20 protein-coding genes and 2 tRNA genes are annotated in these 12,402 nt (G+C 68.9%); 8 read left to right on the plus strand and 14 right to left on the minus strand.

The genetic code is table 11. From position 1 onward, the window contains the following. Positions 1-307: 307 nt before the first annotated feature. Positions 308-460: a hypothetical protein gene (locus tag E1287_RS43695; RefSeq protein WP_165968997.1), complete on the minus strand. Its 153-nt coding sequence runs from the start codon at positions 458-460 to the stop codon at positions 308-310. A 187-nt stretch (positions 461-647) separates the two neighbouring features. On the opposite strand from E1287_RS43695, the gene E1287_RS14175 reads away from it, so the two are divergent. After that, entirely contained in the window at positions 648-989 is a 342-nt protein-coding gene (locus E1287_RS14175) for a hypothetical protein (protein WP_131965387.1), read from the plus strand. Between the two features lie 227 nt (positions 990-1,216). Here the strand turns inward: E1287_RS14175 and E1287_RS14180 are convergent, their stop codons facing one another. Then, positions 1,217-1,465 carry a GntR family transcriptional regulator gene (locus E1287_RS14180; RefSeq protein WP_131965388.1) on the minus strand — a complete coding sequence of 83 codons (249 nt, stop codon included), beginning with the start codon at positions 1,463-1,465 and terminating at the stop codon, positions 1,217-1,219. A gap of 104 nt (positions 1,466-1,569) precedes the next feature. On the opposite strand from E1287_RS14180, the gene E1287_RS14185 reads away from it, so the two are divergent. Both E1287_RS14185 and E1287_RS14190 read left to right on the plus strand, forming a co-directional pair. Then, complete coding sequence (locus E1287_RS14185) at positions 1,570-1,800, plus strand: hypothetical protein (RefSeq protein WP_131965389.1); 231 nt, start codon at positions 1,570-1,572, stop codon at positions 1,798-1,800. Positions 1,801-1,828: 28 nt separating this feature from the next. Beyond that, the gene (locus E1287_RS14190) at positions 1,829-2,053 is read left to right on the plus strand and encodes a hypothetical protein (RefSeq protein WP_131965390.1); all 225 of its coding nucleotides are present in this window, start codon (positions 1,829-1,831) and stop codon (positions 2,051-2,053) included. Between the two features lie 249 nt (positions 2,054-2,302). Here the strand turns inward: E1287_RS14190 and E1287_RS43700 are convergent, their stop codons facing one another. The 9 genes from E1287_RS43700 to E1287_RS14235 form a co-directional block, all read right to left on the minus strand. After that, positions 2,303-2,500 carry a ribbon-helix-helix domain-containing protein gene (locus E1287_RS43700; protein WP_165968998.1) on the minus strand — a complete coding sequence of 66 codons (198 nt, stop codon included), beginning with the start codon at positions 2,498-2,500 and terminating at the stop codon, positions 2,303-2,305. 267 nt (positions 2,501-2,767) lie between these two features. After that, a complete protein-coding gene (locus tag E1287_RS14200; protein ID WP_207934210.1) occupies positions 2,768-4,210 on the minus strand; it encodes a phage major capsid protein in 1,443 nt (480 codons plus the stop codon). 178 nt (positions 4,211-4,388) lie between these two features. Further along, positions 4,389-4,613: a hypothetical protein gene (locus tag E1287_RS14205; protein ID WP_131965392.1), complete on the minus strand. Its 225-nt coding sequence runs from the start codon at positions 4,611-4,613 to the stop codon at positions 4,389-4,391. Next, on the minus strand, positions 4,610-4,855 hold the full coding sequence (locus E1287_RS14210; RefSeq protein WP_131965393.1) for a hypothetical protein: 246 nt from the start codon (positions 4,853-4,855) through the stop codon (positions 4,610-4,612). Before E1287_RS14210 ends, E1287_RS14205 begins: the two co-directional genes overlap by 4 nt. Further along, positions 4,852-5,043 carry a hypothetical protein gene (locus E1287_RS14215; RefSeq protein WP_131965394.1) on the minus strand — a complete coding sequence of 64 codons (192 nt, stop codon included), beginning with the start codon at positions 5,041-5,043 and terminating at the stop codon, positions 4,852-4,854. Before E1287_RS14215 ends, E1287_RS14210 begins: the two co-directional genes overlap by 4 nt. After that, positions 5,040-5,387, minus strand: a complete 348-nt coding sequence (locus E1287_RS14220) for a hypothetical protein (protein WP_131965395.1) — start codon at positions 5,385-5,387, stop codon at positions 5,040-5,042. Before E1287_RS14220 ends, E1287_RS14215 begins: the two co-directional genes overlap by 4 nt. Next, positions 5,384-6,640: an ArsR family transcriptional regulator gene (locus E1287_RS14225; RefSeq protein ID WP_131965396.1), complete on the minus strand. Its 1,257-nt coding sequence runs from the start codon at positions 6,638-6,640 to the stop codon at positions 5,384-5,386. The genes E1287_RS14220 and E1287_RS14225 overlap by 4 nt, the downstream gene beginning before the upstream one ends. After that, positions 6,637-7,047 (minus strand): hypothetical protein, encoded by a 411-nt coding sequence (locus E1287_RS14230; protein WP_131965397.1) that lies wholly within the window; start codon positions 7,045-7,047, stop codon positions 6,637-6,639. Before E1287_RS14230 ends, E1287_RS14225 begins: the two co-directional genes overlap by 4 nt. Continuing rightward, on the minus strand, positions 7,047-7,244 hold the full coding sequence (locus E1287_RS14235; RefSeq protein WP_207934211.1) for a hypothetical protein: 198 nt from the start codon (positions 7,242-7,244) through the stop codon (positions 7,047-7,049). Before E1287_RS14235 ends, E1287_RS14230 begins: the two co-directional genes overlap by 1 nt. A 141-nt stretch (positions 7,245-7,385) precedes the next feature. On the opposite strand from E1287_RS14235, the gene E1287_RS14240 reads away from it, so the two are divergent. Beyond that, the gene (locus tag E1287_RS14240; protein ID WP_131965398.1) at positions 7,386-7,919 is read left to right on the plus strand and encodes a hypothetical protein; all 534 of its coding nucleotides are present in this window, start codon (positions 7,386-7,388) and stop codon (positions 7,917-7,919) included. Beyond that, positions 7,916-9,211, plus strand: coding sequence for a tyrosine-type recombinase/integrase (locus tag E1287_RS14245; RefSeq protein ID WP_131965399.1), 1,296 nt, complete (start codon positions 7,916-7,918; stop codon positions 9,209-9,211). Before E1287_RS14240 ends, E1287_RS14245 begins: the two co-directional genes overlap by 4 nt. A gap of 78 nt (positions 9,212-9,289) precedes the next feature. On the opposite strand, the gene E1287_RS14250 is transcribed toward E1287_RS14245, so the two are convergent. Continuing rightward, a tRNA-Arg gene (locus tag E1287_RS14250) sits at positions 9,290-9,362 on the minus strand. A 187-nt stretch (positions 9,363-9,549) separates the two neighbouring features. On the opposite strand from E1287_RS14250, the gene E1287_RS43705 reads away from it, so the two are divergent. Both E1287_RS43705 and E1287_RS14260 read left to right on the plus strand, forming a co-directional pair. Beyond that, complete coding sequence (locus E1287_RS43705; RefSeq protein ID WP_165968999.1) at positions 9,550-9,984, plus strand: hypothetical protein; 435 nt, start codon at positions 9,550-9,552, stop codon at positions 9,982-9,984. A 155-nt stretch (positions 9,985-10,139) separates the two neighbouring features. Further along, a tRNA-Ser gene (locus tag E1287_RS14260) sits at positions 10,140-10,228 on the plus strand. Positions 10,229-10,284: 56 nt separating this feature from the next. On the opposite strand, the gene E1287_RS14265 is transcribed toward E1287_RS14260, so the two are convergent. Together E1287_RS14265 and E1287_RS14270 are read right to left on the minus strand one after the other, a co-directional pair. Further along, a complete protein-coding gene (locus E1287_RS14265) occupies positions 10,285-10,641 on the minus strand; it encodes a tyrosine-type recombinase/integrase (protein ID WP_131965400.1) in 357 nt (118 codons plus the stop codon). A gap of 38 nt (positions 10,642-10,679) precedes the next feature. After that, complete coding sequence (locus E1287_RS14270) at positions 10,680-10,904, minus strand: hypothetical protein (RefSeq protein WP_131965401.1); 225 nt, start codon at positions 10,902-10,904, stop codon at positions 10,680-10,682. 112 nt (positions 10,905-11,016) lie between these two features. On the opposite strand from E1287_RS14270, the gene E1287_RS14275 reads away from it, so the two are divergent. Continuing rightward, positions 11,017-12,186, plus strand: a complete 1,170-nt coding sequence (locus tag E1287_RS14275; protein ID WP_131965402.1) for a helix-turn-helix domain-containing protein — start codon at positions 11,017-11,019, stop codon at positions 12,184-12,186. Positions 12,187-12,402: the final 216 nt, after the last annotated feature.

Below are 12,402 nucleotides of genomic sequence, written 5' to 3' on the forward strand. Positions count from 1 at the left end.
CGGCCGAGCCCGCGGCGCCCAGCCGAGGCGGAGCCGGGACACGTCAGGGCATCGACATCTGCAAGGACAACGAGTTGGCAGGCCAAGAGGGCAAACCAAAGGCCCCTTCCATGATCGGAAAGGGCCTCTGAGGTGGCGCACCCGAAGGGATTCGAACCCCTAACCTTCTGATCCGTAGCCCTAGGCACTAGGTTCGCGGAGGTACGCGCAAGTTCGTGACCTGCGAGAATGCACCTACGTGCACCTGACTGGACCCTAGCGAACCTCGGCGCGTTGCTACACGCGTTGCTACATGGAATGCCGGGGCCTACCCCTTCTTGATGTACTTCTCCAAGCAATTGTCAACGATCTCCGTGAGCGTCTTGCCCTCCTTGGCGGCCTTCTCCTGAGCCTGCCGCTTCCGCTCGGCCGGGACGCGAACGCCGCCCAGCGACTCCTTCTTGTGGCGGTCATCGCCCATGATGCACTTCCCTCGCACAGGTGGATATCCGCAAATGATGCCTGACCTCTTGCTACTTGTCTTCACCCGGCGTAGCTTGTGGATATCCGCAAACGCCGGATGAGCGGGGACAATACCCGCAAAAGAGGTCGGCCCCGACCCAGCGATTGCGCCGCTGGCCGGGGCCTCGACGGAAGGGACCTCCGCCGTGAACACAAAGCCTACCGACCAGACCAACGACGAGCAGCCGACCGCGACCGTGCCGGGGACATGGCCCGACGGAGAGCCAGCGGGAGTCCGTTGGCTGCAGCAGTTCGCCGGACAGCTCGCCGAGGTCGCCGAGCGCGCCCAGGCCCTCGATGACCGCGCGGAGATGCGCGACGCCATCAAGGCCGCATCCGACGCCGTGTGCGTCCTGGGTGAGGCGCTGGAGGCCGGAGACGCCGACCTGCTCCGGCGCGCCGAGACGAACGTGCGCGAGGTGCTCGCCCTCGCGGGCAGGATGCTCGACACGTGCGAGGAGATCGAGCGGCTGGAGCGCCGGTCGTAGCACAGCCCTCCGACAGAACCCCGCCGGTCAGGTATCGGCGGGGTTCTCGCACGTCGCAGAGGGTGCGGCCCGTGCGGACGGGGGGACAGGCGCTTCGTCCAACTTGGACGAAGCGTCATCGCCGTGCGGCCCGTGCGGACGGGGGGACAGGCATCACTTTGCTCAGATCCGCAAAGTGACGGACGTGCGGCCCGTGCGGACGGGGGGTGCTCACAATCTGAGCGCCCTTACTCGCCGTCTCCGGCCTGCTCGATGACGAACGTACCCCGGCCGCGGACCGCGCGGAGACGGCCCTCAGCGCGCAGCGTCGAGATGGCGCGGCGGACGGTCGGTCGAGCGACGCCGAACTCCTCGCACAACGCCTCTTCGCTCGGGATGCGGCGGTTCGGCGGATACGTCCCGCTCTCGATGCGGCTGCGCAGGACGCCGGCGATCTGCTGCCAGAGCGGATCGGGGCCGTCGAGGTCAACCGTCATGATCCAAACACTAGGTGACCTGCGACAATGGCTAACTACTGACAACAAGTTACAACTTCTGTACGGTAGGCATCACGTTCAGCGACACCGGAGGGACCCCGGACATGGACGAGGCACGCCGCGTGGATGCGGCCGAGCGACAGATAGCGCACTTCGACGTGTACGAGACCGACCGTGGATGGCTCGCCGTCCATCAGCGCGACCACGACCTACGACTGGAGCACACCGACTGGCGAGACCTGTTCTGGCTGTGCGTCACGGCCCGGATGGTCACCGAGTTCCGCGAGGCGGCCGAGGAACTCGCCGCGCGCATGGCCGAGCCCGGCCGCCAGTAGCGCACGAACGGACCGGGAAGCGGGATCAATGTCTGAGGTGAAGGTCGGCGCGTACCGGCTCGTCGAGGACAAGGGCATGTGGTTCCTGCTCGGCGACGACGAGTGGATCGCCGGGACGCTGGTCCCGCAGCCGGACGGGTCGTGGCGCTGCCGGATCCCCGGCGCCGGTGTCCGCTCGATCACGCCGCCGGACGGTGTGCCGAACGCGGCGGCGTGGGTCGCGCGTCAGGTCGCCGCGGACGACCGGCCCTAAGACGCCGCGACCCTGGGAGGGAAGCCCGATGCGGGTCCCAGGGTCGCGGCCCCCACGCCACACCCCCGAGCAAGCCCGCGCAGGCTCTCGGGGGTGTGGTCTGTTTGTGCAGGTCAGGGGGTTGTCACAGAGGGTGGCGGGGGCGGTGGCGAGCCGCACGACGAACCCGGCCGCCGTGACCCCAAAGCCAGGGTTCTCGCAGGATGTACGGTTCCCACATCTGGGACCGGTCACGCAGCGTAAGGGCTCTCAGTCGTCCGGCTCCTGCATGAACACCCAGCCGACCGGCGGCCCGACCTCCGGGTCGAGCACCTCCATGCGGCGGCACCGGACGGCCATCTCGACCAGCTCACGCAGCGCGGCCGACGTCGAGCGGCCGGACTCCTCCGCCATCTGCTCGAACGCGTCCGCGAGCTGGGTCGGAACCTTCGTGCTCAAGGTGGCCATGCGTGCCTCCGGTGGCGGTAGACCCGCTCCGTCGTAACGGAGGGAGACGGTGACTGTACTTGGGGTCGCGGCGACCTGCGGGAACGTACGGCCAGCCGCCGCCCCCCGCCCCGGCCACACACTTTTGTTGACTGCTTTGGGGTCGCGCGTCGCCGCGAAGGTGTGCGGCTCGGGTGCGTCCCCCGTCCCCATCGGCAGGACATGGGACGCGTGACCGTGCGGCCGAGATGGAGGAGAGGGGAACACCTCGGCCGCACGGTGCTCACGTCACGCAGTCGTGGCGATGTTGAGGACCTTAAAAGCTCCGTCCACGACCACGTCACTGCCCGTACGCCACCACAGCAGCGCGCCGCGCTTGCCGGTCGGACGGCGGTTGGCGCCGATCACCATCGGCAGGAACTCTAGCTGTGCTCCGATTCGATCGACGATGATGAACTGCTGGAAGTCGCCGTAGAGCAGCAGGAAGTTGTCCGCCGTGGCCGAGGTGCTGAACGTGCCGTCCATGTTGGACAGCTCGCTGAGCGGCTTGCGCAGGAGGGTGGGCGGTGTGGCCTGGAGGCCGGGGAACTTGAGTGCGCCCGCCGTGGTCTCCATCTGCGCCAGGGTGTTGATGATGGCGAGGTTGGCGCACCACTGCGCGCGAGCCTGCCAACGGGGCCCCAGGGCGTTCTGGACGGCGTAGACGTCCCCGGAGGCGAGGGTCTCGGGGGTCGCCGGGGCGACCTCGGATGAGGTCCCGTCCAGTGCCGTGATGATGCCCGTGGGCTGTCCCGAGCCCGTGCCGGTCGTGTAGGCCGTGGCGTTGAGCTGATCGGCCGCGTCCACCAGGAGGCCCTGCAGCTCGGCCAGGAAGTTCATGGCGTCCATGCCGACCTCGAACGAGTACTCGACGTACGCGTCGCCCTTGTGCACGGGGATGGACGGCTGCCCGAGCGTCGGGGATGCGTCCGCGACCTCGGCGCCCTCCGCCGTCCACTCCGCGGTCACTCCGGCGGAGGTGACGCCGTTCCAGGTGTCGGTCGCGGTCTGGACGGTGCGGGAGATCTGCCGCAGCGGGTTGATGCTGCCGTTGTTGGTCAGCAGGATCGCCGGGTCGAGCGTCAGCGGCACCATGTACCCACCGGCGTTGTCGGTGAGGCTCATCGAGCGCATGAGGCCCTGCACCTCGCGCACGCGCTGATACGCGCCGCGCTCCTGCTCGTCCCACTCCATGTGCCCGCGCTCCGGGTCGGCGCACAGCTTGGCGAACGCCCGCAGATAGGCCGGGTCGCCGGTCGCCGTCGTCCACTGCGCGGTAACGCCCTGCTCGTGGCGGGCCCCGTTCGTCATGAGCCGCTCGACGCGCTCCGCGCCGTAGTCCGGCAGCTCTCCGGAGCGCGTGAGGCCGTCCAGAACGCGCATCGCGTTGTCCCGCTCGGTGCCGCCCACGCTCGGCCGGTACGAGCCGAACGGCGTCCCGTGCTCGACGGCACCTCCGCCGGCGGCCGCGCGGACCTTGTCGAGCTGCTCCTCGCGCTCCAGCTCCCGGCGCCGCTTGTCGACGGCGGCGAACTCCTCCAGTAGCTGACTCGTCCGGATCTCCTGCGCGCCGGTCAGCTTGCCGAAGTTCTTGAGGCGGTCGGTCTCGGTCTTGATCTCCTGCATCCGCCCGACGCACGCGGCAGGGGTGGTCAGCATCGCGGCGAGCTCGTCAACGGTCAGGTCAGACATGTGGGCCCTCCCAGGGCACGGTCGGTCAGAGGTGATGCGCCGTGCCGGGCTTAGGGCCGCTGGCCTGCCGGTCGTGCTGCGTCCGTCCGCCGCTGGCGGAGGGGATGAGGGGCGGTCGCCCGGAGGTGGTCGTGAAGACCGGCGTCCGAGCGTCCCGCATCACCAGGGTAGCGGAGGGTCACGACAGTCCGCCCTCGTCGTCCCGCCGCGCCCGATGCGTCAGCACGCCGAGCGCCCCGGGCACCGTGGCGCCGTCCGGGGCGACGCGCGTCAGCCACGGGCACGATGCCTCATGCTCGACCACGACGACGCGCACGGGCCCGCTGAGCCCCTGCCCGCGGCTCACGTGCACCACGGCGGGGCAGTCTTCGCACGCCAGGGCCTGGAGGTCGTCCCGGTTCATCGCCGTCCCCGTCCCTCAGGCCGGATGACCGGCCGTTCGTCCACGGCGCCCGCGAGACCGGCGGCGCGTACGCGCTCCATGCGATCGACGTCGGCCACCAGGTCGGCCAGGACGACCCACACCCGGCCGAGCTGCGGCGACGTCTCCGCCCACTTCTGCCCGTTCTCCGCCCAGCGGACGGCGAGCACCTGGCGCTCCTCCGGCCGCAGGCGGCCGAGTGCGGCGCGTAGCTCGTCGCTCATGCCGCATCACGCTCCAGCTCGTCGAGCGCCTCAGAGAGGAGGCTCTCGACGGCGTCGAGCACCTCGGCCGCTTCGCTGCCCTCCTCGGCCTCCAGCTCCCAGAGGGTCGTCTGCGCCTCCCGAAGGAGATCGACGACCGCGGGGCGCGTCACCTTGTCGAGCAGGCTCAACACCTGCGCGCGGGTCACACCTCACCGCCGGTCGGCAGGAGGCCGTAGTCGCGGTGCAGGCCGCGCAGGATGTCCACGACGTTCGTCGAGTCGTAGGTCGCCTGCAGCTCGTTGGACCGGCGACGGGCCCAGCGCTGCCAGTGCTGCGGGAACTCCAGCCGTCCGGCGAGGATGCCGTCCTTGACCCGCTCGGCGTTCTGGTCCCAGAACTCCCGGAACTCCTCGACGCTCGGCGCCATCAGCAGGCCCATGACGCGCGGGCTCATCACGACCTCGCCGTCGAGCGGGGAGCCGGGCGCGTACAGGATGCTCACGTGCGGGAACAGGTCGGGGCATTCGGGGGTCGGCGTGTTCTTGGTCATGATCCGTCTCCGTTCCTAGCGGGGGGTGTGACATTCCTGGCCAACTTCTCGACGGCAGGACGGCTGATCGAATCGGCCAGGCTGTAGATCCACCTGACGCGGTCCTGGCCGTACTCGATCTCGTCCACGGTGAGCAGGCCGAGCAGGTGCAACTCCTGCAGCACCCGGTCCACGGTCTTGCGCGGGAGCTGGAGCCGCTTCACCACATCCTTTGTCGGAGTGTCGGAGTGCGCAGCGACGTCGACCAGGACGCGCAGCCTCAGCGGCGGCATGGAGTCTCCGGCGCACCGGACGGCGACGCCGAGCGCCTCAGCGCGCCCCATGCCCAGCGCGACGCCGCCCCGGACGATCTGACCGAGTTGCTTGGTGAACCGGGTCGGCGCCTCCGGGGCGTGGGCCTGGACGACGTTGCCCGCGTAGTCGCGTTCCACCGCCGTACGGGCCAGGGTCACGATGTCGGCCAGATCGAGCAGCGCGAGCATCTCCATCTCCGACAGGTCGACATCGGTGTCTCGCTCGACAGCGTCGAGCAGTCGACCGACGCAGCCCGACAACTGCTCGCGCATCGTGACCTCATGGCCCGTGTTGCGCAGGGCCTGGAGGCCGGCGGCGCGGCGACCCCGGCTCTCTGCGGAGTCGACCCGCACCAGGACGAACCGGTCACCCATGGCACTGATCACCGAGTGCGCCGAGTCCCACGCCGTGGTCACGGCACCGATGACGACCAGACGGCCCTTCCACGTGAGGGTCTTGCCGCCGTCGGCGCCGATGTCGCGGTCCCATCGCCCGTCGTAGACCTCGCGCAGTGCGGCCATGACCGACGCGCGGGTATCGCGGTGCATCGAGATGATCGAGGTGACGTCCTTGATGACCAGCAGTCCGCGCGGTCCGACCTTGCGCAATAGACCGCCGGTCGCGTCCTTGCTGCGCTCCTTCTCGGACGTGCCCGACAGCAGGGCGGCCTCTCCGCTGATCGTCGACACGATGACCGCCCCGGCACCCTGCAGCGGCATCACGGTCTCGGTCTTGGCCGCGCCCGACCCGGACACCACCAGCAGCCAGCACGGGTCACCCTGGAGGCGCTCGGCCGCCGCCGTCGCCAGGACGGCGTCAAGGGCCCCGGTGTCGTAGTCGTTGCCGAGCCACCGCCGGAACAGCGCGCGAGTCTCGCCCAGAAGTTGGCCAGGAATGTCAGAGGGGGTGCCAGGGCGCACCGACTCGAACCCCGGCACGAAGTCGAGCGGATGACTCACGCCGACGCCCTCCGTCCGTCCCAGGACACGGGACCGCCCATGTAGTCGCCCGGTCGCGGCTTGCCGAACTCCTCGCGGCGGCCGTCCCAGCGGCGCAGCTCCAGCTCGGCATGGTTCAGCGTGCGGCCGAGACGGCGCACGCTCTCGGCAACCGGCGCCCATGCTTCGGCCATCTGCGCCTCGGCGCAGTCGTATCCGATCTCGGTCCCGGCGTCGAACCCGGCCGCGTACCCGGCGGACCATGCGGTCTCGAAGATGGCGCGCTCACGGTCGGCGGAGTCTGCGAGCATCTCCACGGCCACGATGTAGGGGTGACGGGTACTCTCGGACGTGACGTAGCCGCCGCTCAGCCGCTCGTCCTCAGCGCCCCTGGTCTCCTCGCCGGGGGCGCTCTCGTTGGTAGTCATCAGGCGGCCGTCCCGCCCTGCTGCTCGGCGATCTTGCGCTGCATGTAGTTGACGAGTGCCTGGTGCGGGACGAACCTCGCGCGCCCCTCGGTAAAGCTCTCGATCTCGCCGGTCTTCAGCAGGGCGAAGAGGGTCGTCCTTCCGATCGGGAAGACCTCGGGCACCCTCTCAGCCCGATACGCAAGGGGTTCCGCCACGGCAAGCCCACCTCCGGGGTATAGGTCCACGCTCTTGCGCGGCTCGGGGATCAGAACTACCAGCCGGGGCAGGTGATGCGCAAGTCCGTGAACATACGCGCGGACCTTGCTGAACCTCAGCGACCTAACTAGGGTGGGCGCATGTACTTCGTGGATGACGGCTGGGTCTCCGTCGAGCCACCGCAGGGCGTGGAGGGTCTCCACGTCCGCGTGAAGCTCACCGAGAGCGGCCGATACAAGATCACTGACCTGTTCTTGCACGGTGGTGAGATCGAGCCCGAGCAGTTCCGGGGGATCTCGATCAGCCGCCTTGAGGCGCAGATCAACGCCCTATCGGCGGCCGATAGGGCCACGCTCGACTCGTGGGCGCAGGGCGGTACCGATCACGCGGCCGACGAGGAGCTGACGCTGCCAGCTCTGCGCAAACGCACCCGCCACGCGCAGCGTGGTCGACAGCGCCTGATGGAGAAGCTCCAGCGGCCCACGGGACAGGATCCGGATCGGTTCTACAAGCAGGTAGCAGCGGCCTATGCCGACCAGGCTGCGGTCACCCGGTCGCCGGCAAAGGCTCTGGCCGAAGAGGCTGGAGTGCCCGTCACCACGGTTCACCGCTGGGTTCGAGAAGCGCGGCGCCGCGGCTTCCTGCCTGCCGGAGAGAAGGGCAAGGCGGGATGACCGAGAAGCCGACGAGGAAGCCGCGGTCACGCGCGAACCGCGAGGCGCGCCCGTACCAGCGCAAGAGCGACGGGAAATGGGTCGCAACCGTCTACCTCCCGAACGGCAAGCGCAAGCCCGTGTACGGCGACACTCGGGACGAGGTGCTGGAGAAGCGGAAGACGGCCGAACGGGAGATAGAGGACAACCTCCCAGTCACGGCCGGGCGAACGGACACCATCGAGCATTACCTGACGCGCGTCTGGCTGCCGGTGACGCTGCCTCAGCGCGTCCAGGCCGGGAAGCTCGCACAGAGCACGCTCGACTCCTACCAAGACACCTGCGAGAAGCACATCGTTCCCCACCTCGGCCGGGTGCGCCTGGTCGACCTCAGCACGACTCACATCCGGGCGTGGCTGCTGGAGCTGGCCAAGAAGCCCAGCGGCCGCCGCCGGAAGAAGTTGCGCCCGGGCGAGAAGAAGCTCCCGCCACCGGAGAGGCTCTCGACGCGGACGGTCGCCTACGCGCATGCCGTCCTGCGGAAGGCGCTGAACGACGCCGTTGACGACGAGAGCGTGAAGCGGAACGTCTGCCTGCTCGTCGACGCGCCGACCGTCGAGCGCAAGCCGCCGCGAGAGTTGTCCAAGGATGAGGCGCGGGCCCTGCTCGCTGCGGCGGCCGATCATCGGCTGTGGGCGTACTGGCTGCTGCTGCTCGCGCTCGGCCTGCGTCGCGGCGAGGGACTCGGCCTCCGCTGGGAAGACGTCGACCTAGACGCCGGGACGGTCCGTCTGCGGCTGTCCGTGCAGCGCCTGCGCGGCGATGTCGACGAGAAGACCGGTCGCCGGAAGGGCAAGCTCGTCGCGAAGGGGCTCAAGACGCAGGCGAGCAAGGCGACCATGAAGCTCCCCGCGTTCGCCGTGGCCGCCCTGCGCGAGCACCGCACCGCGCAGGAGGCTGAACAGGGCAACGCGCGCCTATGGGTCGACGAGGGGCTCGTCTTCACGACGACGATCGGGACGGCGCTCGAACCGCGGAACGTCAATCGCATGTGGGAGGACATCTGCGCGGCGGCTGGTGTCGAGCGCTGCCGCATTCACGACCTGCGCCACGCCTGCGGGTCGTTCCTCTTCGCGGACGGCGTCGACCTCAAGGTGATCCAGGGCGTCCTACGGCACACCCGCCTCGCGACGACGAGCGAGATCTACGTGCACCTGCTCGACGAGGTGAAGGACGGCGCGGCCGAGGTGATGGACGGGATGCTCGTCGACCTCACCACGGAGCGAGAGAAGCGGCGCCGGTCGGCATCCTGAGCGCGTTGCTACATGCGTTGCTACATACAAGATCGAAAAGGCCCCCTCCGAAGATCGGAAGGGGCCTTTGACCTGCTGCGCACCCGAAGGGATTCGAACCCCTAACCTTCTGATCCGTAGTCAGATGCTCTATCCGTTGAGCTACGGGTGCTTGCCGGGCTTACTGTACCGGCTCCGCCGACCCGACCGCGAATCGGTTGGCCGACGCATCGTTGCGCGAGTGTGACTTGAGTCACGGAACCCTCGGTGGTCAAGGTACGCCAAAGTGGTACCAGTGACTAGTGTGACCTGTGAGGTCTAGCTCGTCCTCTGCCCAATCCCCCTGAAGGAGAATCCCCATGCGCATGTCTGCCACCAAGCTGGTCGGCGCTCTCGCCGTCGGTGGCCTGTTGCTCGGTTCCACGGGCTGCGGCGCGGTCGACGCCATCGCCGGCGGCAAGAAGACGACCGCGTGCAAGAACATCGAGAAGGAACTGCGGACCTTCTCCACCGGTTCCATGTCGATGACGTCGCCCAGCGGCGCCTCGACGACGGCCCAGAAATTCTCCGACACGGCGGCCAAGGTGCGCACCGAGGGCCAGAACGCCGGCGGCGACGTCGAGACCGCCGCGACCGCGTTCGCCGGCGACCTCGACGAGACGGCCGAGATGCTGCGGAAGCTGAGTTCCGGCGACATGTCGGGCGTCCGGCAGCCGGACACTGCCGCCATGCAGCGGCACGGCAACGACCTGGCCGACGCCTGCGGATTCAGTGCCTTCCGGCTGGGCGGCTGACCATCGGCGATCCGCTCCCGCGGCCCCGGGAGCGGAACGCCGGCCCGTCATCTTCGCGTAGCGGCGCCGTCTCGCACTATGCTGCTGGGACCCGCGGGCCAGACTTTGCCGGTAGGCGCGCCAACCCGGTAACCTGTCTGGGCCTCACGGCTACTGGAGGATTCGCCTAGTCCGGTCTATGGCGCCGCACTGCTAATGCGGTTTGGGTGCAAGCCCATCCGGGGTTCAAATCCCCGATCCTCCGCCTCTGACCTGGGGCTTCTTTCGGATAGAGCAAACGAAAGAGGCCCCAGGTTAATGCTAATGCCCTTGGAGCACAGCGTGAGCACGTTGTGAGCACATCTCCTCCTTCAGGCCGTCGTGAAGTGCTTCCTGGGGTGATCGAGGCGTCGCTTCGGCCACCTCGGCAGCCACTTCCGGGACGACCGAGGCGTAAACGTCGGCGGTGAAGGCGTATCGCGCATGCCCCAGGGACTCCTGAACCACCTTCATGTCCACCCCGGCTGCGAGCATCAGCGTCGCGGCGCAGTGCCTTAGATCGTGGAACCTGATCGGCGGGAGCCCGGCAGCCTTCATCAGCGTCACGAAGTGCTCGGAGAGATACTCCTCGCGCAGCGGAGCTCCGTTCTCCGCGGTGAAGACGCACCCCGAATCCATCCACTGGTCACCGGCCGCCAGCCGCTCACGCCCACCCTTCAGTGGTATTTGCCTGGGTTGTATTGGAAGGGTCTGCCTCGGTAGACGTGGCCGCCGGAATTGGGTTCTCCGCCGATGCCGTGGGGTTTCCCGTCGTTGCCGGGGGCGTGGCAGGAGATGGGGCTCATGATGGGGTTGACGTCGCGGCACAGGCCGGTGAGGGACGCGCGCCGTTCGCGGCCGAGGGTCGCGCTCGACCAGGCCATCGGCGAGGCCATCACCACGGCTGGCTCCCTCGTGCGTCCGGTGCGGTACCACGGCATCCACCCGGCTACGCTGGGTGGGTGCAGTTTGCCAGGGCCCGGCAATGAATGGGCGCGCCGCGGAGCGGTCGTGATGGCTGAGCACGAGCCTGTGGAACTGGATGCGGCCGCCATCGCCGCCCGTGCCGCCAGGGACGCCGGCGCCGAGTCGGCTGTCTTCCTGGACGGCTACATCGAGATGCTGGTCGCGGTGAGCGCGACCGGTCGCAGGCTGACAGGCGAGGAGCTCGGCACCCGGCGTGTCCTCGGGGCTGCCGCCGCCGAGCAGAACTGCTCTCTGCGCGCGCTGGTCGATCTGTATCTCAGCGCGAACTGGCTGACCTGGCGCGAGCTGCCCAGCGCCGCCGGGGCCGACGAGGGTGCGGTGCGGGCCGTTGCCGAGAGTGTGATGCGGGCCGCCGACGACGCCATCGTCGCTCTCGCCGAAGGCTATGAGGAAGCGCAGCGCCTGGTGGTGCGGCAGGAGGAGGCACGTCGTCGCGAGTTCATCGATGACCTGCTGCATGGCCGCAGTGATCTCGGACGCCTGGCCGAAACGGCTGAGCGCTTCGGTCTTCAACTGGCGGGCCGTCTCGCCGTCGCCGTCGCCGGTGGGGACCGCGGTTTCGTAGATGGTGACGCTCTGACCCGCCGCGTGGAGTCCGACATGCTGGCGCGGTTCCGCTCACGGGACGTCCTGATCACCGCCAAGGACGGCCTGCTGGTCTGCATCGCCTCCGGCACTGCCGACGATGTGCTCGCTGAGTTCGCCCGGCAGGTGGAGCTGGCACTAGCGGCCGACGCCCGCTGGTGCGTCGGGTTGGGACGCCCCCATGCGGGACCGGGCGGTGCCGTGCGCTCCTATGAGGAGGCCCGCGGAACCCTTGAGCTGGCCGAAGCGCTCGGCCTGAACGCCCGGGTGCTGCACGCCACCGACCTCCTGGTCTTCCAGGTGCTGCTTCGCGATCGTGTCGCCATCACCGATCTGGTCACCACCGTGCTGGGCCCGCTAGAACAGGCGCGGGGCGGCGCGGAGCCTCTGCTGGACACCCTCACGGAGTATTTCGCGTCGGGAGGGGTGACCGCCGCCGCGGCTCGCCGCCTGCATCTCAGCGTTCGCGCCGTCACCTACCGACTCGATCGGATCAAGCGCCTCACCGGACAGGACGTCGACGACCCGACCCAACGGTTCACGCTGGAGGCGGCCGTGCTGGGAGCCCGCCTGCTGGACTGGCCGAGGCAGGCGCTGCCGACATTCGACTGAGCGGCCAAAGTTATCCGCCGGCCGGACGAGCGTACTTGCCCCCAGGTGACCGAGGTCGTTCATAGCTCGTCACCGGTTGGTCGGCGGCCTTGGCCGAGCGCGCGGCCATGCTCCCGTGCCATGACGGCGCCGAACCTCCCATTGCCGGGAACCGGAAAGCAAAGCGGCATGACCTCGGCCGCCTTCGAGCCTTATGCGTACGTCGTCCTCCCGAGG

Origin of the sequence: Actinomadura sp. KC06, from assembly GCF_004348735.1 — a bacterium.
Taxonomy (GTDB): Bacteria; Actinomycetota; Actinomycetes; order Streptosporangiales; family Streptosporangiaceae; genus Spirillospora.

Bases quoted from the DNA above. Each gene is read 5' to 3' on its own strand.
- E1287_RS43695 (WP_165968997.1), bottom strand. From the start codon at position 460: ATGGGCGATGACCGCCACAAGAAGGAGTCGCTGGGCGGCGTTCGCGTC.
- E1287_RS14180 (WP_131965388.1), bottom strand. From the start codon at position 1,465: ATGACGGTTGACCTCGACGGCCCCGATCCGCTCTGGCAGCAGATCGCC.
- E1287_RS14185 (WP_131965389.1), top strand. From the start codon at position 1,570: ATGGACGAGGCACGCCGCGTGGATGCGGCCGAGCGACAGATAGCGCAC.
- E1287_RS14190 (WP_131965390.1), top strand. From the start codon at position 1,829: ATGTCTGAGGTGAAGGTCGGCGCGTACCGGCTCGTCGAGGACAAGGGC.
- E1287_RS43700 (WP_165968998.1), bottom strand. From the start codon at position 2,500: ATGGCCACCTTGAGCACGAAGGTTCCGACCCAGCTCGCGGACGCGTTC.
- E1287_RS14200 (WP_207934210.1), bottom strand. From the start codon at position 4,210: ATGTCTGACCTGACCGTTGACGAGCTCGCCGCGATGCTGACCACCCCT.
- E1287_RS14205 (WP_131965392.1), bottom strand. From the start codon at position 4,613: ATGAACCGGGACGACCTCCAGGCCCTGGCGTGCGAAGACTGCCCCGCC.
- E1287_RS14210 (WP_131965393.1), bottom strand. From the start codon at position 4,855: ATGAGCGACGAGCTACGCGCCGCACTCGGCCGCCTGCGGCCGGAGGAG.
- E1287_RS14220 (WP_131965395.1), bottom strand. From the start codon at position 5,387: ATGACCAAGAACACGCCGACCCCCGAATGCCCCGACCTGTTCCCGCAC.
- E1287_RS14230 (WP_131965397.1), bottom strand. From the start codon at position 7,047: ATGACTACCAACGAGAGCGCCCCCGGCGAGGAGACCAGGGGCGCTGAG.
- E1287_RS14240 (WP_131965398.1), top strand. From the start codon at position 7,386: ATGTACTTCGTGGATGACGGCTGGGTCTCCGTCGAGCCACCGCAGGGC.
- E1287_RS14245 (WP_131965399.1), top strand. From the start codon at position 7,916: ATGACCGAGAAGCCGACGAGGAAGCCGCGGTCACGCGCGAACCGCGAG.
- E1287_RS43705 (WP_165968999.1), top strand. From the start codon at position 9,550: ATGCGCATGTCTGCCACCAAGCTGGTCGGCGCTCTCGCCGTCGGTGGC.
- E1287_RS14265 (WP_131965400.1), bottom strand. From the start codon at position 10,641: ATGGATTCGGGGTGCGTCTTCACCGCGGAGAACGGAGCTCCGCTGCGC.
- E1287_RS14275 (WP_131965402.1), top strand. From the start codon at position 11,017: ATGGCTGAGCACGAGCCTGTGGAACTGGATGCGGCCGCCATCGCCGCC.